We start from the raw sequence: 16,491 nt of genomic DNA, 5'->3' as shown, positions 1-16,491 counted from the left end.
CGAAACGGTCACTGGGGATGCGGAACTCGGGCCGGAACCCGTGGGGTTGATCAGCAAGCTAGCCCCAAGGAACCGTGAGATCGCCTGTTGGAGGCGGGTGACGGAGATCCTTATGGTCGCGTTAAGGGAGTGCTCAGGCTGGGCTGAGGTAGCTACCGTTCGCGGCATGGAAGAAGAGCCGGTCCGGCAGGCGGTCACCGAGGACGTACCGGCGGTGAAGGCCGTCACCGACGCCGCCTACCGCCCCTACATCGAGCGCATCGGCGTGGTGCCGCAGCCCATGGAGGCGGACCACGCGGCGAACGTGGCCGCGGGCAAGGTGTTCGTCACGGGCGGGCCAGGCGCGGTCGTCGCGGGCCTCGTCGTCGTGGAGGCGTACGCGGACCACCTGTTCCTCGACAGCATCGCCGTCCACCCCGACGCGCGCGGCACGGGCGTGGGGCGGCGGCTGCTGCGGTTCGTGGACGCGCACGCGCGTGCGCTGGGCCTGCCCGAGGTCAGGCTCTACACCAACGCCATGATGTGGGAGAACCAGCAGATCTACCCGAGGTACGGGTACGAGGTCGTGGAGCGGCGGGTGGACGGGCCCTACGACCGCGTCCACTACCGCAAGCGGCTGCTCTGACGCGTCTCACCGCGGCCGGCCGGGTCAGCTGTCCGGCCACCACGTGCGCGCGATGTCCTCGCGGACCTCCGGGCGTCCCGAGGGGCGCTGGTCGGCCTCCTCGCGGACACGGCGGGCGTCGGTCTTCTTCAGGGGCTTCTGCACGGTCAGACGGCGCATGGCTGCCTCCTTACGGATCCACCGGGTTCCGCGTTCTCACGGAGGTAGACCCTTTCCCCGAGACTTGCTCATCGATGCGTCCCTGTCAGTGGCGGTTGTCACGTTCCCGCGCACGGACAACGGCAGTGACGGAGTGAGTGCGTTGAGTAGCGACTCCCGGGTGAGTCGATGAGGTGCTATGCCAGCAGGTCGGGGAAGTCCTTCCCGCGGGCCAGCCGCTCCAGTTCGTCCAGTGCTGCCACGGCGGCGGCAGCGGACTCGGGGTCGCGCTCCGGCAGGCCGCTCTCCGCGAACTCGTCCTCGTCGAGGCGCCGTACGTCCGTGCCGTCCGCGGAGCGCCACAGGTCCAGGTCGAGGTCCTCGACGACCAGTTCGGTGCCGTCGCACACGGCGGGGCGGGTGATGTCGCAGTACCAGCCCTTCACCTCACCGGCCGCCGTCCGGACCTCCTTCACCGCGTACCACCGGTCCCGCCAGTAGTACTCGGTGAAGACGTCGCCGGGCTCGAAGCGCACGAAGCCGAAGTCGCGGACGCCCGCACCGGCCCAGGGGCAGCGGACGGCGAGACGGGTGCCGTCGTCGTGCAGCAGCACGCCCGTGTACCGGATCTTCGTCCGGCCCGCCTTGACGAGCGCGATGCTCAGCTCAGCCGAGTTCGCGGACATGGCGCACCTCCGTCCCGCAGACCTCGTACCCGAGCCACTTGTTGACGGCGAGCATCGGGCCGTTGTCCGTGTCGTTGCCGGTGAACGCCTCCGTGTACCCGGCGGCGCGGGCCCGGCGCAGGGAGTCGGTCTTGGTGAGCTTGGCCAGGCCACGGCCGCGGTGGGCCCGGACCGTGCCGGTCATGGCGGTCGAATAGCGGGTGCCGCCGTCCGTGTGGGCCAGGCTGAAGGCGACGGGGCGGCCGTCGACGACCGCGACCGTGGTCAGCTCGCGGTTCAGCAGCGGGTGCCGCCAGGTGTCCGCCAGCCATGCCTCGTACTCCGTGAGCTCGACGGCGACATCGCTCGGTTCGTCCGCCACCAGTTCCGCGTCCAGCTCGAACAACGGGCGGGGATCGTCGGCGAAGTCGGCGGCGGTGCGGAGTTCGACGCCGCCGGGAGCGGCCGGTGCGCCCGGCAGGGCGGCGCCGGCCAGGTCCAGTCGGAGGAAGTGGGCCGAGCGCCGCCGCTCGTAGCCGTGCCGTTCGGCGAAGGCGAGGTTCGCGGGCTCGTCCAGCACCCACGCGAACAGCTTCGCCGCCCCCTCCGTGGCGAGGTACTCCTCGGACGTGCGCACCAGCAGCCCGCCGGCACCACGGCGGACCCTGTCCGGGCGGACGTAGACGTTGAGGTACGCCTGGCCCGGCTCCGGGCTGTCGTGGGCCAGCCCGAGCTGCGCCGTGCCGATCGTCTCCCCGTCCTCCTCCGCGACGAGGGACCGGCTGCGGCCCTCCGGGGGCGTGTGGACGAGGCGGTGGACGACGGCCTCGGGTGTCCACAGGATGTACGGCAGGGCGAGGTGTCGGACATGCGCGAAGGCGGCGACGTCGGCCGGATCGTCGGGACGCAGGTCGCGTACGAGTACGGTCATGTGGGCGCACGCTACGGCGGGAGGGCTGCCGGGTGCCTCTCATTTTCCGGGACCCCGGGGATACGGGACAATCGCCGGGTGACCTTGCAGATCCACATCGATGACGGCACGCCGCCCTACGAGCAGGTGCGGGCGCAGATCTCCGAACAGGCGCGGTCGGGGGCGCTGCCGGTCGGCTACCGGCTGCCGACCGTGCGCGGACTGGCCGAGTCCCTCGGGCTCGCCGCGAACACGGTCGCCAAGGCGTACCGGGCGCTGGAGGGGGACGGGGTGATCGAGACGCGGGGGCGCAACGGGACGTTCGTCGCTGCCGCGGGGTCGGCGGCGGAGCGGGAGTTGGCCTCCGCGGCCCAGGGGTATGCCGAGCGGGCTCGGCGGCTCGGGGTGGGGGAGGAGGACGCGGTGGCCGCGGTGCGGGATGCGGTGCGGGCGGTTTATGGGGGGTGAGCGTCGTTGGGGTTTCGGCCGGTCGCCGGCTGCGGGTGCGTTGGGGCTGGTCGCGCCCACGCGGCGGAGCCGCACATGTCTCAGCCCCGCGCCCCTAGCGGTGTTCGGGTGACCGTGAGACCAGAAGTACGCGCCAGTCGGGCGAAAGTCTGCGCGTCGCTCACCGCCGCACCGTACGGGTCGTTGTTGAAGTACGCGTAGACGTCCTCTCGGGGCCAGGTGTCCCCGATACGCCGTACCCACGTCGCCAAGGACCGGCGGCCGTAGTGCGGCCAGGCTGCCGCCCGGCCCTGGTGGAAGCGGACGTAGCCCCAGTCGGTGGTGCGCCACAGGGGGGTGACCGGGCGGGCCAGGACGTCCGCCCAGCACAGGGCCGCGCCCCGGGAGAGCAGGACCTCCCGGACCTCGGGTGTCCACCAGGACTCGTGCCGGGGTTCCACCGCCACCCGCGTGCCGGGCGGGAAGCAGGCCAGGCAGGCGTCCAGGAGGGCCGGGTCGGCCCGCAGGGTCGGGGGCAGTTGCAGCAGGACCGGACCGAGGCGGTCGCCGAGGCCCGCCGCGTGGGTCATCAGGCGGTCGACGGGCTCCGCGGGTTCCCGCAGGCGCTTGATGTGGGTGAGGTAGCGGCTGGCCTTGACCGCGACCGTGAAGTCCGCCGGCAGCCGGTCCCGCCACGCCTCGAACATCTCCCGGGACGGCAGCCGGTAGAAGGCGTTGTTGACCTCGACCGTGGCGAAAGCCGCCGCGTACCGCTCCAGCCACAGCCGTACGGGCAGACCGGGCGGGTAGAGCACGTCCCGCCAGTCCCGGTACTGCCAGCCCGACGTGCCGACGAACAGGGGCATATCCCCATCAAAGCAGCTACGGGCTCACAGCAGCTACAGGTAGAGCCCGGCCTCCGCGCCGTCCCGCGGCTCCGGCAGCGTCGTCGGCGAGGTGCCCCGGCGCAGCGCGTACAGCTCCGCCAGCGTGGCGCCCTCGCGGCCGACGCCCTCCTCGGTGCCGAGCCAGCTCACCGCCTCCCGGCGGGTCAGCGGACCGACCTCGATGCGGGCCAGACAGCGGCCCGGGCGGACGACGGCGGGGTGGAGGCGTTCGAGGTCCTCGTTGGTCGTGACGCCGACCAGGACGTTGCGGCCCTGGCCCAGCAGTCCGTCCGTGAGGTTCAGCAGCCGGGAGAGGGCCTGGCCGGCGGTGTGCTTGGCCTCGCCGCGGATCAGTTCGTCGCAGTCCTCCAGCAACAGCAGCCGCCAGCGGCCCTTGCCGGTCGAGTCGTCCTCGCCGATCGCGATGTCCATCAGGTAGCCGACGTCGGAGAAGAGCCGCTCCGGGTCCAGTACGCAGTCGACCTGGCACCAGTCCCGCCAGGAGCGGGCGAGGGTGCGCAGGGCCGAGGTCTTGCCGGTGCCCGGCGGCCCGTGCAGGAGCAGCAGGCGGCCCGCGATGTCCTCGGGTGTCGTCTTCATCAGACCGTCCATCGCGTCCGCGACCGGCGCCGTGTAGTTGGCCCGGACCTCGTCCCAGGTGCCCGCGGAGATCTGCCGGGTGGTGCGGTGCGGGCCGCGGCGCGGGGAGACGTACCAGAAGCCCATCGTCACGTTCTCCGGCTGGGGCTCGGGTTCGTCCGCCGCGCCGTCGGTCGCGTCGGCGAGCACCTTCTCGGCCAGGCCGGCGGTGGTCGCCGTCACCGTGACGTCGGCGCCCCGGTTCCAGCGCGAGACCAGCAGCGTCCAGCCGTCGCCCTCGGCCAGGGTCGCGCTGCGGTCGTCGTCGCGGGCGGTCCGCAGCACGCGCGCGCCGGGCGGCAGCAGCGTCGCCCCCGAGCGCACGCGGTCGATGTTCGCCGCGTGCGCGAAGGGCTGCTCGCCCGTCGCGAAACGGCCGAGGAACAGCGCGTCGACGACGTCGGACGGGGAGTCGCTGTCGTCGACGTTGAGCCGGATCGGCAGGGCGTCGTGCGGGTTCACGGACATGCCGCCATGATCCGGCACCCGGCCGCCGCGTGCACCCTGTTTCCCGGGCACACCCGGCACGGGTGCGGCGCTGTGCGGTGCGGTGCGGAAGGGCCGGGCGGCCGGCGGTTCAGGCGCCGGCCTCCGGCATCCGCCCACGCAGCCGCCCCCGCACCTGCCGCGCCCGGCGGAGTACGGCGTACCCCTTGGTCAGGGCCCGGTCCCGCGCGAACGTGCGGGCGATCGCACGGCCGTCGAGCAGCCGGGCGAACTCCTCCGCCCCCGTCGAACGGCGCACGGTGACCCGGCGCAGGGCGTACGGCCCCTGCGCGCGGCGCGCCAGGCCGTTGCCGACGGCGAGCGCCTGCGCGTACCCCGTCTCGCGCACCGCCCGCCGAACCCGGCGGTCGGAGTAGCCGTACGGGTAGGCGAAGGAGGCGGGCACGGTGCCCAGTTGGTCGGCGACGATCTCCTTGCAGTGGATCAGCTCGAAGCGCAGCCGTTCCTCGTCGAGCTGGTCGAGCTGCGGGTGGGTGTGGCTGTGCCCGCCGATCTCCACACCGGCGGCGGCCAGTTCGCGGACCTGGTCCCAGTCGAGCATGGTGTCCAGGGCGCCCCCGGTGCCGTACGGACCGCGCAGCCAGCCGGTGGAGACGAACAGGGTGGCCGGGAAGCCGTGCTCGGCGAGGGCGGGCAGGGCGTGCCGGTGCACGCCCTCGTAGCCGTCGTCGAAGGTGATGAGGACCGGCCGCTTCGGCAGCGGACGTCCCGAGCGCCAGGCGGCGGCCAGCTCCGCCGTACCGACCGGTGTGAGGTCCCGGCCGGCGATCGCCGCCATCTGCTCGGCGAACGCCCGCGGGGTCACCGACAGGGCGCGGGTGGCGTCGTCCGGGTCGTCCGCGACCGCGTGGTACATCAGGACCGGCACCCGCGCGTCCGCCTGGTACGTCTCAGCCACGCGCGGCCCCCTCGGCCGGCCCGACCGGCGCCACGGAGAAGGAGACCCCGCCCCGCCGCGCCCGTACGCTCCCCACCGCGTAGCCGCCCGCCGCGGTGAGCACCCCGGCGACGATCGCGCCCGCCCGGCCCGCACCGCCCGGCCGGGCCAGCACGGCGTCGCGCAGCCCGCGCACCACACCGGCGGGCAGCACCCGGGTGGCGTACCGGCGTTCGGACTCCAGGCCCTTGTCCGCGCCGACGCTGCGGGCCACCAGGGCCTTGGACAGACCCTCGGCGTAGCTGCGGGTGCGGAAGTAGGCGAAGTGCTCGCGGACCTCGGGCACCCGGTGGTGGATCACCGCGCGGTCGTCGATCAGCAGCACGGCGTCGGGGCGGGCGCGGGCGAGCCGGATGCACAGCTCGGTCTCCTCGCAGCCCAGCGGGCGTTTGTCGCCGTCGCGTCCGATGCCGGTGGCGAAGCCGCCCGCCGCGTCGAACGCCTCCCGCCGGAAGGAGGCGTTGCCGCCGAGCACGTTGCGCACCCGGACCCGGCCGGGCGGCAGCCCCCGGTACGTGCAGCCGACCACCCAGTCGAACTCCTCCGGGAACCAGACCGGCCGGCGCCCGGACGCCCAGACGGGCACCGTGCGCCCGCCGACGGCGACGACCGCCGGGTCGGCGTAGCCCTCGGCGAAGTGCCGCAGCCAGTCCCGTTCGGCCACGGCGTCGTCGTCGAGGAAGGCGATCACCTCGCCGCGCGAGGCGGCGATACCGGTGTTGCGGCCGGCGGACAGCCCGCGGGGGCCCGCGTTGGCGAGCACCCGCACGTCCTGCCCGTCCGGGCTCTCCCCGTACTCCTTCAGCAGCCGTTCCCGCAGCGTCTCGTTGTGGTCGACGACCAGCAGCGTCTCGCGCGCCGGGTGGGACTGCGCCCGCACCGAGGAGACCGCCGCGAGGATGTCCTCCCAGCGGTCCTCGGTGTAGACGCAGATCACGACGGAGATCGTGAGGGAGGCGTCGGTACCGCTCAAGACGCCTTCCTCCGGACCGGGACGACCGGGGCGACCGGGGCCACGGGGGTGGCTGGACCGGCCGAGGCGAGCGTCGGCGGGTGCGTACGGCCCCGCAGCGCACGCCGGTTGGAACGCTCGTCGAGGATGACTCTGAGCACCCGCAGCCCGTCCCGCACGGCGCGCAGGTTGCTGACTCCGTGGATGCGCAGGTACTCGTGGCTGGGTATCTCCTGCACCTTGAGCCCCGCCTTGACGACCCGGATGTTCATCAGGGTCTCCACCTCGAAGCCGGTGCAGTCGAGGTCGATCTTGTCCAGGCAGTGCCGCCAGAACGCGTTGTAGCCGTAGCAGAGGTCGGTGTAGCGGGCGCCGAACTTCCGGTTGACGACCGCGCACAGGGCGCGGTTGCCGAGCTTGCGGATGAAGGTCATGTCGTCGGTGCCGCCGCCGTTGGCGAAGCGGGAGCCCTTGGCGAAGTCGGCGCCGGAGACCAGCGCGGAGACGTACGACACGATCTCCTGGCCGTCGGCCGAGCCGTCGGCGTCGACCATCACGATGATGTCGCCGGTGCACGCCTCGAAACCGGTGATCAGCGCGTCCCCCTTGCCCTTGCCGCGCTGCTCGACCACCTTGACGTCCGGCCACAGCTCCCGGGCGACCCGCACGGTGTCGTCGGTGGAGTTGCCGTCCACGAGGACCACCTCGTGGATCCAGTCGGGCAGCGTCTTGAAGACGTAGGGAAGGTTCTCCGCCTCGTTCATCGCGGGTATCACGACGCTCACCGGCGGCGCTATCGCCAGGTGCGAGGAGACGGGCCGGTACTTCTCGGCGGGAGACGGGTCGGACGACGGATCGTTGCCCGTCGACGCCGGCTGCAGAACTGAGCTCATGAGTCTGGTCCCTCTCGTCCGGCGGACCGCCCGCCCCAGGGGCGGTCCGGCTCTGTATCCGGTTCGAAAGGGGGGTTCTCACCCACGGCGCGACGGGACGGATCTCCGTGCGTGCCAGGTGAGCTGGCGAAGCCTGTCGGCGCCGCGAGAAAAACGACGGCCGACCGCGCGGCACGGCCCGGTCACCGGTGCGGTCACCGAGCACGGCACCCCCCTACCGCGCGTCCCGCCCCGGTCCGCCGCGGCCTCGAGCCCTCCCCTGAGCCGCTTGCCGACGTACCGATGCGGGAGATGTATGACGGTATTGACGTTTGAACCCGTATGGCAAGACCTGGAACCAGGTCTCACGTTTTTGTTGGTTTGCCGTCATCCGTTCTTCTTGTGGGGCGATTTCCCGCGGTACGGGTCTCCCTGACCGTTCCGCTTTGCCCCCCGAAGCCCAAGATGCCGGGCCTCAATGTGACGCAGCTCTCGGGAGGCCGTCAAGACGGCACTGGTGTTCCCGCCGGTTTTCGTCCGATTTTGAACGACCCTCAGCCATTTCTTGGCATGGACACTTCCTGTCAACACGCGTAGCTGCTACCACGGTTGACGGCAGAGATCCTGCTAAAGGAGGTTCCATGAGACGTTCCCGACTTGTCGGCTTCCTGAGTTCACTCCTCCTCGCCGCCGGCACCGCCCTCACCGGGGCCGCGACCGCCGAGGCCGCCCAACACGCCGCCGCCGACGGCTACGTGGCGCTCGGCGACTCCTACTCCTCCGGTGTCGGAGCGGGCAGCTACATCGGCTCCAGCGGCGACTGCAAGCGCAGCACCAAGGCCCACCCCTATCTCTGGGCGGCCGCCAACTCGCCCTCCAGCTTCGACTTCACCGCCTGCTCCGGCGCCCGTACGGGTGATGTTCTCGCCGGACAGCTCGGCCCGCTCAGCACCGCCACCGGTCTCGTGTCGATCAGCGTCGGCGGCAACGACGCCGGCTTCGCCGACGTCATGATGGCCTGCGTCCTCCAGTCCGACAGCTCCTGCCTGTCCCGGATCGCCACCGCGAAGGCGTACGTCGACTCGACGCTCCCCGGCAACCTCGACAACGTCTACTCCGCGATCCGCGACCGGGCCCCCAACGCCCACGTGGTCGTCATCGGCTACCCGCGCTTCTACCGGCTCGGCACCTCCTGCATCGGCCTCTCCGAGACCAAGCGGAAGGCGATCAACGACGCCGCGGACCACCTCAACACCGCGATCGCCAAGCGCGCCGCCGACCACGGCTTCACCTTCGGCGACGTACGGCCCACCTTCACCGGCCACGAGATCTGCTCCGGCAGTTCCTGGCTGCACAGCGTGAACTGGCTCAACATCGGCGAGTCGTACCACCCGACCGCGGCCGGTCAGTCCGGCGGCTACCTGCCGGTCCTCAACGGCGCAGCCTGATCCGGCGGTCCCTCAAGCGGAAGGAGACGGAGAAGAAGAGGGGGAGGCCCCGCCCGTCGGGGTCTCCGTCCCGGGCTCCGTCTCCGCCGCGCACGTCACGGAGAACGCCACCGCGTTCGACGTCGCCTCCACCGGTTCCCGCACCTCCACGCGGACCGCGCCCTCGAACGAGCCGCTCGCCCCGTCCGTCGTCACGACGACCGTGTCCTGCCGCGAGCGTTCACCGCCCGCCGGGAACGACAGCGTCCGCCACCCGGGATCGGAGACCGACCCGTCCTCGGTCACCCAGCGGTAGTCCACCTGCGCCGGCAGCCGCCCCACCGTGAACGTCGCCGTGAAGGCGGGCGCCCGGTCGTGGGGCGGCGGGCAGGCCCCCTCGTACTCGGTGTGCGCGCCGGCCACGGCCACCCGCACCGACTGCGGCGGCGGACTGCTGCGCCGGCTGTGACTCGCGGAGGAGGCCGGCGGACTCGGTTCCGTACCGCTCCCGGTCGGGCTCGGCGCGACCGTGCTCGCCCCCGGGCCCGGACTCCCGCCCGAACCCTCGGTTCCGCCACCGCCACCGCCGCCGGACCGGTCGAGCAGCGCGTACGTGAGTCCGGCCAGCGCCAGCACGAGCACGGCCAGCCCCAGGACCAGCACGGTCCGCGACCGCCGGTCCCGGCCGCCCGGCCCGGCGGGCGCGGTCCCCGCCGTGTCCGGCGTCGTCGAGGACACGGACGCAGGGGGAGCCGGCGCCGGCCCCGGCCCGGGGAAGGCCGCGACCGTCGGGGCGTACGCGCCGGCCGGCACCGCGCCCGCCCGGGGCGTGTCCGCCCCGCCGACGGCGCCCCCGGCGGCCACCGTCCGCAGGTCCCGCTCGGCCCGTTCGGCGGGCAGCCGCTCGGCCGGGTCCTTGCGCAGCAGGCCCTCGATGACGGGCGCGAGCGCCCCGGCCCGGTGCGGCGGCGGCAACTCCTCGTCCACGATGGCCCGCAGGGTGCTCAGCGGGGTGTCCTGGCGGAACGGCGAGGCCCCCTCGACCGCCGCGTACAGCAGCACGCCCAGGGACCAGAGGTCGGACTCGGGGCCGGGCGTGCGGCCCAGGGCCCGTTCGGGCGCCAGGAACTCGGGGGAGCCGACGACCTCGCCGGTCATGGTCAGCGCGGAGCTGCCCTCGACCATGGCGATCCCGAAGTCGGTGAGCACCACCCGGCCGTCGTTCGCCAGCAGCACGTTGGCCGGCTTCACGTCCCGGTGCAGCACCCCCGCCGCGTGCGCGGTCCGCAGCGCGGCCAGCACCTCGGCCCCGACGGCCGCCGCGCGCCGCGGCTCCAGCGGGCCCCCGGCCTCCAGCCGGTCGGCCAGGGACAGCCCGCGCACCAGCTCCATCACGATCCAGGGACGGCCGCCGTCGGTGGCCACGTCGTACACCGTGACCACGTTGTGGTGGGCCACCCGGGCGGCGGCCCACGCCTCCCGCTCCAGCCGCGCGTACATCCGCCGCACGTCGGACTCCGGCAGCCCGGCCGGGGCCCGCACCTCCTTGACGGCGACCTCGCGGTGCAGCACCTCGTCGCGGGCGCGCCACACCGTGCCCATCCCGCCCTCGCCGAGGGGGGACAGGAGGCGGTAGCGACCGGCGATCACGCGCTCACTGCCGGGTTCCTGGGACACCGGCGCCCCCTCGAAGTCTCGCGCGGACATTCCGGGAACGGGCCCGTCGTTCTCCCGCATTCACCCCAAAAGTAGCTCAGCCGAGTGCGGATGCGGCCCCCCTGAACACCAATCCGGCCCCGAGGACCACCACCGCGCACGCCGACCCGAGCGGAGCGACCCGGCGCACCAGCCGGGCCGCCCGGCCCGTCGCCCACCGGGGACGCCGCCGGAGCAGGCGGCTCGCGCCACCGCCGACGCGGACGACCGCGACGCCGGCCGCGGTCAGGGTGAGGGCCAGCCCGGCCCCGAAGGCGGCCACGAGGAGCAGGCCGAACCAGGCCCGCCCGAAGGCCGCCGCACCGACCAGCACGACCACGGCGGACGGGCTGGGCACGAGTCCGCCGGCGAACCCGAGGAGAACCGTGCCGCGGAGGGTGGGGGCGACGGGATGGGTGTGGCCGTGGTCGTGCGCGTGACCATGAGGGGCGTGCCTGTGGGCGTGGTCGGGGGTGCGCGCGGCCCCGGTCGCGCAGCGCCCGGCGTACGAGGCTCGCACCCGCCAGGGTCACCAGGACGCCGCAGGCGGCGCCCAGCCACGCGACCACCGAGCGGGGTTCAGGTCCAGTGCGGCCGTCAGATGGCGGCGGGCGTCCCGCTCAAGGCCCACCGCCCGCTCGATCATGCCCAGGTGGTGGAGGAAGCCGGCGTCGCGGTACTCCGTCGCCGTGGCCCGGCGGGCGTACGGCAGGGCCTCGGCGTCGCGGCCGGCCGCGTGCAGCGCCCAGGCGACGGCGTCCGCCGTGTGCACGGTCCGCCGGCGGTCCCACTCGGCGCGGGCCGCGCGCAGCGCCGCCTCCTCGTCGCCGTGGTCGGCGGCGGCGAGGGCGTACTGCTCGCGGGCCTTCGCCCGCTCGCCGCGCGCCTCGTACAGCTCGCCGAGCGCGACGAGCGGGCCGGGGAGCGGGGCGCGGGCGACGACGTCCTCCAGGTCCCGGACCGCGCCGTCGCACGAGTTCACGGGCGCGCTGGCGTACGCCGACCGGGCCCTGAAGGCGAATCCGTACAACGAACGCGCCCTGTGCTCCCGCATCGACGCCCTCGTCGAACTCGGCCGCTACGACGCCGCCGCGCGGGCCGCCGACACCGCCGACGCCCGGCGGCCCGGCATCCCGGTCTTCACGCGGTACGCGTACGTCCGGGAGCTGCGCGACGAGGTGGGAACCGCGCACCGGGTGCTGGAGCAGGCGCTCGCCGCCGCCTCCTCCCCCGCGGACGTGGCCTACGTCGCCACCCGGCTCGGCGGACTCGCCCGGAGCCGGGGCGAGCACCGGGCCGCCCTGCGCCACTACGCCCGTGCCCTCGCCGCCGACGACGCCCACCTGCCCGCCCTGGAGGGCCGTGCCCGGGCCAGGGCAGCGAGCGGTGACCCGGCCTCGTGCAGCCTGACCAGTTCGAGGTCGTAGGTCTGCGTGATGTTGAGGTCCGGGTCGTCGAGAGCGGTGACCGGGCCCGTGTTGTAGAGGAACGTCGCGTCGTTGTCGACGTTCAGGTCGTACTGGGCGTCCTCGGCGAACGTGAAGAAGTTGGGCCCGCCGGCCGGTTCCTCGAACGGGATCCAGTTCGCGACGAGCGTCGTGGTGTCCGGCCGGTCCGGGCTCACGAAGGCGTACAGGTCCGTGTTGTCGTACTGCGGGGTGCCCGATATCAGCGGTGCCTCCCGGTGGCTGGAGGCGGACGCCGCCCCCGGTTCCAGCGCGGTCACGCCGGCCGCCGCGAGCCCCGAGGCGGCCAGCGCGCCGCAGACCAGAGTGGCGAGGCCCCGGCGCCCCGCGCCACCGCTTCCGGAGTTGGGTGTCATGCCGTCCGTCCTCCGTGCCGAAGTGCCGTTGTCCCTGACGCACCGGCATTCGGAGCGGCGTCCGGGCCGGATTGGCCGGACCCGGAGGACGCCGGAGTCCGACTCGTGCCGGCATCGAGTGCGCGGCCGACCCGCGTTTTCGGCCCGCTGATCCGTAACTCCAGCCGGAGGGCGCACCGTCGCGCGCCCGGCGGTGACGTCGACGGGCCGGTGCGGCCCGCGGAGAGGGGGACGGGGTGGAGGCGGACGAGCTGCTGATGCTCGTGGCGGACGGCGACCAGAAGGCCTTCGAGGACCTGTACGGGCTGGTCTCCGGCCCGGTGTTCGGACTCGTACGGCGCGTGGTGCGCGACCCCGCCCAGGCCGAGGAGGTGGCGCAGGAGGTGCTGCTCGAACTGTGGCGGTCCGCCGCGCGGTTCGACCCGCGCCGGGGGAGCGCCCTGTCCTGGATCCTCACCGTCGCCCACCGCCGCGCCGTCGACCGGGTGCGCAGCGCCCGCGCGGCCGGCGAACGCGAACAGCGCGAGGCCCGGCGCGCCCACCACCCCGCCTTCGACCAGGTCGCGGAGGAGGTCGAGGCGGGCCTCGAACGCGAGTGGGTACGCCGCTGCCTGGACCGCCTGACCGCCCTGCAACGCCAGTCCGTCACCCTCGCCTACTACGACGGCTACACCTACCGGGAGGTCGCCGAGCGCCTCTCCCTCCCCCTGGGCACGGTGAAGACCCGGATGAGAGACGGACTGGGCCGCCTGCGCGACTGCCTGGGAGGCGCCGCATGAGCCTCTTCGGCCGGCGGCCGCGCCGCGGCGGCCTCCACTCGCTCGCCGCCCCCTACGCCCTGGACGCCCTGGAAGGCGCCGAACGGGTCCGGTTCGAACGGCACCTGGAGGGCTGCGACCGCTGCGCCGCCGAGGTCAGGGCGCTGTCCGAGGACGCCGTCCGGCTGGCCTGGTCCACGGCCGCACCGGCCCCGGCCGCCCTGCGCGACCGCGTCCTGGCCGCCGTACGCACCACCGCGCAGGAGCCCGCGCCCGGACGCGGGCCCGTCCGCCGGCTGCCGTCCCACGTGTGGGGAGGCGGGCCGGCGCCGGAGCGTTCCAGCCCGCCCCGGCCGCGTCCCCTGCTGGTGCCCTTCGCCACGGTGACGGCCGCCGCGGCGCTCGTGGTCGCCGCGCTCTTCGCCGTGCAGGCGGACCGGACGCGGGGCGAACTGGACACCGCACGGGACCGGGCACGTGAGATCGCCCACGTTCTCGCCGCTCCGGACGCCCGCGCGACCGGCGGGGAGGACGACCGCGGGCGCAGCATCGGAGTGGTCGCTTCCGCATCCGAGGGGCGCGCGGTCGTCACCCTGAGCGGATACGGCGAGCCGTCCGGCGGCCGCGTGCACCAGCTCTGGCTCGTGCGCCCCGGCGCACAGCCGCGCTCCCTGGGGCTCCTCGACGACGACACGCCCCTGGTCGCCTCCGGCCTGGACCGGTCGGCCGCATCACTCGCGGTGACCGTCGAACCCGGTGGGGGCTCGGACCGGCCGACGAGCAGGCCGGTCGCCCAACTCACCCTGGAACCTGTCGGATTCGGAGAGTAATCGTCAACCCCCTTACGGGGAAGGTGAATCCTGTGACCGCGATACACGCATGCCGTACCGGGGCGATAGGGTTACCCTGCCCGGGCCGGGTGGACTCGTACGGGTGGGGAGTGACATGGATCAGATAACAGTGCGCAGCAGGGCCAGGGTCCCTGCGATCACCTGCGGCAGCAGCGCGACCAGCTCGCGCCTCGACCGCCATCTCGCGGTGCTCGGAGGGCCTGCCCTTCCGCAGCGGGAGACGGTGGAGGCGACGTCGCTGATGCGTGAGCTGACCGCGCGTGAGCCCGCGCACAAGCGCAGCAACCGCGGCGCCAGGGTGCGCCGGGTCTCGCTGTTCGCGCCACTGCGCCGACTGCGCCGTTCGCTGTTCGGCGGCAACTGAGGCCCCGCGCTCCGGCGGTCACACCGTCCCGGCGCGGCGCCGCGCACACGCCCGTCATCCCCACGGCACGCAGCGGCGCCCCGGTGTGACCCCGGTGCGGGTGCCATCCGTACGTCCGGCTCCTCTTCATCACGCCCGTTCCGTACATCCGTCCCGCCGTGTCCCCGCCCGGCGGTGATGACGCCCACCGGCCCGCTCAGCCCTCCCCTCGCGCGTAGCGGCGCACGGCGAGCGGGACGAACACCGCCAGCAGGACCGCGCACCAGGCCAGCGACCCGGCGACGGGATGCGCCACCGGCCAGGCGGCCCCCTCCGGCACCGGAGCGTTGCCGAACAGGTCCCGCAGCGCCGTGGTCACCGCGCTGATCGGATTCCATTCGGCGACCGTGCGCAGCCAGCCCGGCAGCCCCTCGGCCGGGATGTAGGCGTTGGACAGCAGCGGCAGGATGAAGGTCGCGCCGCCCAGTTGACCGGCGGCCTCCTCGTTGCGGGTGAGCAGTCCCAGGAAGACGCCGATCCACGTCGTCGCGAACCGGAACAGCAGCAGCAGCCCCACGGCGCCCGCCGCGCCGAGCGCGCTGCCCTCCATCCGCCAGCCGACCGCCAGCCCGACCAGCAGGAACGGCACCATGCCGGCGGCGGTGACGAGCAGATCGGCGACCGCCTGTCCGAGCGGCACCGCCGCCCGGCTCACGGGGAGTGTCCGCAGGCGGTCCGTCACGCCCCGGTGGGTGTCCTGGGCGGCCTGGAACATGCCTGTCATCAGGCCGTTCGCGGCCGTCGCGACCAGCAGGCCGGGCACCAGGAAGGCCCGGTACTCCTCGCCCGGCATCGCCAGCGCGCTGCCGAAGACGTAGCCGAAGAACAGCAGCATCGTCACCGGCATGGTCTGGGTGAGGATCAGCAGGCCCGGGTTGTTCCGCAGCCGCCGCAGCTGCCGGCCCAGCATCGCGGTGCCGTCGTGGGCCAGGTCGTACGCCACGGTGCTCATGCCACCAGCTCCTTGTTCTGGCCGGTGAGGCGGAGGAAGACGTCGTCGAGGGTCGGTGGACGCAGGCTCGCGTCCAGCAGGGGGACACCCGCTGCGTCCAGCTCGCGCACCAGGCGTGGCAGGGTCAGCGTCGGGTCGGTGCTGACCGCCCCCACCGTGCGCCGGTCGGGGTCGAGGGCCGGCTCCGCTCCCGTGAGCCGGTCGAGGACCGCGGCCGCCCGCGCCATGGCGTCCGCGTCCGTGTCCGCGAGGACGGCCTCCGCGTACGTCCCCACCAGCGCCTTGAGTTCGGCCGGGGACCCGGTGTGGGCGACCCGGCCCCGGTCCATCAGGGCGATGTCGTCGGCGAGACGGTCGGCCTCCTCCAGGTACTGCGTGGTGAGCAGCACGGTCGTGCCCTCCTCCTTCAGGGCGCGCACGGCGTCCCAGATCTGATTGCGGCTGGCCGGGTCGAGCCCCGTCGTCGGCTCGTCCAGGAACAGCACCTCCGGCCGGCGCACCAGGCTCGCGGCCAGGTCGAGACGGCGTCGCATGCCGCCGGAGAGGGTGGCGGCGGGACGGTCGGCGGCCTCCGTCAGCCCGAAGCGGTCGAGCAGCTCGTCCACCCGCGCCGACGCGTCCCGCAGCCGGTGCAGCCGGGCGAACAGCCGCAGGTTCTGGCGGCCGGTGAGGTCCCCGTCGACCGACGCGTACTGCCCGGTGACGCCGATCCGGCGCCGGACGGCGGCGGCCTCGCGCACCAGGTCGTGCCCGGCGATCCGCGCGCTGCCCGCGTCCGGCCGCAGCAGCGTGGTGAGCAGGCGCACGGCCGTCGTCTTGCCCGCCCCGTTCGGCCCGAGCAGCCCGCAGACGGTCCCCTCGGCCACCGCCAGATCCAGGCCCCGCAGCGCGTGCACCTCACCGAAGTGCTTCTCCAGACCCTCACTAAGTACAGCGTACGTAGTAGTCATGGTGCGACCATAGCGCACTACGTACGCCGTACGTAACTAGGATGGTGGCCGAGG

Annotated in this window: 17 protein-coding genes and 4 pseudogenes; 7 read left to right on the top strand and 14 right to left on the bottom strand. The window is 73.7% G+C overall.

The window, feature by feature from the left end; translation table 11 throughout:
* The first annotated feature begins 166 nt into the window (after positions 1–166).
* On the top strand, positions 167–625 hold the full coding sequence (locus AMK11_RS28955; RefSeq protein WP_073731021.1) for a GNAT family N-acetyltransferase: 459 nt from the start codon (positions 167–169) through the stop codon (positions 623–625).
* Positions 626–649: 24 nt separating this feature from the next.
* Here the strand turns inward: AMK11_RS28955 and AMK11_RS39020 are convergent, their stop codons facing one another.
* The 3 genes from AMK11_RS39020 to AMK11_RS28945 all read right to left on the bottom strand — a co-directional run bounded on the left by AMK11_RS39020 (position 650) and on the right by AMK11_RS28945 (position 2,359).
* Positions 650–784 (bottom strand): hypothetical protein, encoded by a 135-nt coding sequence (locus AMK11_RS39020; RefSeq protein WP_079187757.1) that lies wholly within the window; start codon positions 782–784, stop codon positions 650–652.
* A 176-nt stretch (positions 785–960) separates the two neighbouring features.
* Entirely contained in the window at positions 961–1,449 is a 489-nt protein-coding gene (locus AMK11_RS28950) for a DUF402 domain-containing protein (RefSeq protein ID WP_073731020.1), read from the bottom strand.
* Positions 1,430–2,359, bottom strand: a complete 930-nt coding sequence (locus tag AMK11_RS28945) for a GNAT family N-acetyltransferase (RefSeq protein ID WP_073731019.1) — start codon at positions 2,357–2,359, stop codon at positions 1,430–1,432. Before AMK11_RS28945 ends, AMK11_RS28950 begins: the two co-directional genes overlap by 20 nt.
* A 78-nt stretch (positions 2,360–2,437) precedes the next feature.
* On the opposite strand from AMK11_RS28945, the gene AMK11_RS28940 reads away from it, so the two are divergent.
* Positions 2,438–2,806, top strand: a complete 369-nt coding sequence (locus tag AMK11_RS28940) for a GntR family transcriptional regulator (RefSeq protein ID WP_073731090.1) — start codon at positions 2,438–2,440, stop codon at positions 2,804–2,806.
* A gap of 80 nt (positions 2,807–2,886) precedes the next feature.
* Here AMK11_RS28940 and AMK11_RS28935 read toward each other — a convergent pair whose 3' ends face one another.
* The 5 genes from AMK11_RS28935 to AMK11_RS28915 form a co-directional block, all read right to left on the bottom strand.
* Complete coding sequence (locus tag AMK11_RS28935) at positions 2,887–3,651, bottom strand: DUF72 domain-containing protein (protein WP_073731018.1); 765 nt, start codon at positions 3,649–3,651, stop codon at positions 2,887–2,889.
* Positions 3,652–3,684: 33 nt separating this feature from the next.
* Positions 3,685–4,779, bottom strand: a complete 1,095-nt coding sequence (locus AMK11_RS28930) for a DUF5925 domain-containing protein (protein ID WP_073731017.1) — start codon at positions 4,777–4,779, stop codon at positions 3,685–3,687.
* 109 nt (positions 4,780–4,888) lie between these two features.
* Positions 4,889–5,674 (bottom strand): polysaccharide deacetylase family protein, encoded by a 786-nt coding sequence (locus tag AMK11_RS28925; protein ID WP_198941488.1) that lies wholly within the window; start codon positions 5,672–5,674, stop codon positions 4,889–4,891.
* Between the two features lie 34 nt (positions 5,675–5,708).
* Positions 5,709–6,728 carry a glycosyltransferase family 2 protein gene (locus tag AMK11_RS28920; RefSeq protein WP_073731016.1) on the bottom strand — a complete coding sequence of 340 codons (1,020 nt, stop codon included), beginning with the start codon at positions 6,726–6,728 and terminating at the stop codon, positions 5,709–5,711.
* A complete protein-coding gene (locus AMK11_RS28915) occupies positions 6,725–7,600 on the bottom strand; it encodes a glycosyltransferase family 2 protein (protein WP_073731015.1) in 876 nt (291 codons plus the stop codon). Before AMK11_RS28915 ends, AMK11_RS28920 begins: the two co-directional genes overlap by 4 nt.
* A 620-nt stretch (positions 7,601–8,220) precedes the next feature.
* Between AMK11_RS28915 and AMK11_RS28910 the strand changes: the two genes are divergently transcribed.
* Complete coding sequence (locus AMK11_RS28910; protein ID WP_073731014.1) at positions 8,221–9,027, top strand: SGNH/GDSL hydrolase family protein; 807 nt, start codon at positions 8,221–8,223, stop codon at positions 9,025–9,027.
* A gap of 12 nt (positions 9,028–9,039) precedes the next feature.
* On the opposite strand, the gene AMK11_RS28905 is transcribed toward AMK11_RS28910, so the two are convergent.
* The 3 genes and pseudogenes from AMK11_RS28905 to AMK11_RS39270 form a co-directional block, all read right to left on the bottom strand.
* A complete protein-coding gene (locus AMK11_RS28905; protein WP_198941480.1) occupies positions 9,040–10,713 on the bottom strand; it encodes a serine/threonine-protein kinase in 1,674 nt (557 codons plus the stop codon).
* A gap of 46 nt (positions 10,714–10,759) precedes the next feature.
* Positions 10,760–11,273 (bottom strand): annotated as a pseudogene (locus AMK11_RS28900) (urease accessory protein UreH domain-containing protein); the annotation flags it as partial.
* 2 nt (positions 11,274–11,275) lie between these two features.
* Positions 11,276–11,665: pseudogene (locus tag AMK11_RS39270) on the bottom strand (hypothetical protein); the annotation flags it as partial.
* Positions 11,666–11,678: 13 nt separating this feature from the next.
* Between AMK11_RS39270 and AMK11_RS38795 the strand changes: the two are divergent.
* A pseudogene (locus tag AMK11_RS38795) lies at positions 11,679–12,098 on the top strand (tetratricopeptide repeat protein); the annotation flags it as partial.
* On the opposite strand, the pseudogene AMK11_RS28890 reads toward AMK11_RS38795, so the two are convergent.
* A pseudogene (locus AMK11_RS28890) lies at positions 12,044–12,523 on the bottom strand (DUF4331 family protein); the annotation flags it as partial. The pseudogenes AMK11_RS38795 and AMK11_RS28890 sit on opposite strands and share 55 nt — an antisense overlap.
* Before the next feature lie 236 nt (positions 12,524–12,759).
* Between AMK11_RS28890 and AMK11_RS28885 the strand changes: the two are divergent.
* The 3 genes from AMK11_RS28885 to AMK11_RS28875 all read left to right on the top strand — a co-directional run bounded on the left by AMK11_RS28885 (position 12,760) and on the right by AMK11_RS28875 (position 14,496).
* Positions 12,760–13,302: a sigma-70 family RNA polymerase sigma factor gene (locus AMK11_RS28885; RefSeq protein WP_073731012.1), complete on the top strand. Its 543-nt coding sequence runs from the start codon at positions 12,760–12,762 to the stop codon at positions 13,300–13,302.
* On the top strand, positions 13,299–14,111 hold the full coding sequence (locus AMK11_RS28880) for an anti-sigma factor (protein ID WP_073731011.1): 813 nt from the start codon (positions 13,299–13,301) through the stop codon (positions 14,109–14,111). Before AMK11_RS28885 ends, AMK11_RS28880 begins: the two co-directional genes overlap by 4 nt.
* A gap of 115 nt (positions 14,112–14,226) precedes the next feature.
* Positions 14,227–14,496, top strand: a complete 270-nt coding sequence (locus AMK11_RS28875) for a hypothetical protein (RefSeq protein WP_073731010.1) — start codon at positions 14,227–14,229, stop codon at positions 14,494–14,496.
* Between the two features lie 196 nt (positions 14,497–14,692).
* Here the strand turns inward: AMK11_RS28875 and AMK11_RS28870 are convergent, their stop codons facing one another.
* Positions 14,693–15,487 (bottom strand): ABC transporter permease, encoded by a 795-nt coding sequence (locus tag AMK11_RS28870; protein WP_073731009.1) that lies wholly within the window; start codon positions 15,485–15,487, stop codon positions 14,693–14,695.
* Positions 15,484–16,437 (bottom strand): ATP-binding cassette domain-containing protein, encoded by a 954-nt coding sequence (locus AMK11_RS28865; RefSeq protein WP_073731008.1) that lies wholly within the window; start codon positions 16,435–16,437, stop codon positions 15,484–15,486. The genes AMK11_RS28870 and AMK11_RS28865 overlap by 4 nt, the downstream gene beginning before the upstream one ends.
* Between the last annotated feature and the right edge of the window lie 54 nt (positions 16,438–16,491).

The sequence above is a fragment of the Streptomyces sp. CB02414 genome, from assembly GCF_001905385.1.
Classification (GTDB): domain Bacteria; phylum Actinomycetota; class Actinomycetes; order Streptomycetales; family Streptomycetaceae; genus Streptomyces.
The sequence above is the reverse complement of the archived record's forward strand: the minus strand, read 5'-3'. Positions and strand labels throughout refer to the sequence as shown.

Coding starts and splice junctions, on each gene's coding strand:
- AMK11_RS28915 (WP_073731015.1), bottom strand. CDS start 7,600: ATGAGCTCAGTTCTGCAGCCGGCGTCGACGGGCAACGATCCGTCGTCC.
- AMK11_RS28880 (WP_073731011.1), top strand. CDS start 13,299: ATGAGCCTCTTCGGCCGGCGGCCGCGCCGCGGCGGCCTCCACTCGCTC.
- AMK11_RS39020 (WP_079187757.1), bottom strand. CDS start 784: ATGCGCCGTCTGACCGTGCAGAAGCCCCTGAAGAAGACCGACGCCCGC.
- AMK11_RS28870 (WP_073731009.1), bottom strand. CDS start 15,487: ATGAGCACCGTGGCGTACGACCTGGCCCACGACGGCACCGCGATGCTG.
- AMK11_RS28950 (WP_073731020.1), bottom strand. CDS start 1,449: ATGTCCGCGAACTCGGCTGAGCTGAGCATCGCGCTCGTCAAGGCGGGC.
- AMK11_RS28930 (WP_073731017.1), bottom strand. CDS start 4,779: ATGTCCGTGAACCCGCACGACGCCCTGCCGATCCGGCTCAACGTCGAC.
- AMK11_RS28910 (WP_073731014.1), top strand. CDS start 8,221: ATGAGACGTTCCCGACTTGTCGGCTTCCTGAGTTCACTCCTCCTCGCC.
- AMK11_RS28865 (WP_073731008.1), bottom strand. CDS start 16,437: ATGACTACTACGTACGCTGTACTTAGTGAGGGTCTGGAGAAGCACTTC.
- AMK11_RS28935 (WP_073731018.1), bottom strand. CDS start 3,651: ATGCCCCTGTTCGTCGGCACGTCGGGCTGGCAGTACCGGGACTGGCGG.
- AMK11_RS28925 (WP_198941488.1), bottom strand. CDS start 5,674: ATGTACCACGCGGTCGCGGACGACCCGGACGACGCCACCCGCGCCCTG.
- AMK11_RS28955 (WP_073731021.1), top strand. CDS start 167: ATGGAAGAAGAGCCGGTCCGGCAGGCGGTCACCGAGGACGTACCGGCG.
- AMK11_RS28945 (WP_073731019.1), bottom strand. CDS start 2,359: ATGACCGTACTCGTACGCGACCTGCGTCCCGACGATCCGGCCGACGTC.
- AMK11_RS28875 (WP_073731010.1), top strand. CDS start 14,227: ATGGATCAGATAACAGTGCGCAGCAGGGCCAGGGTCCCTGCGATCACC.
- AMK11_RS28905 (WP_198941480.1), bottom strand. CDS start 10,713: ATGTCCGCGCGAGACTTCGAGGGGGCGCCGGTGTCCCAGGAACCCGGC.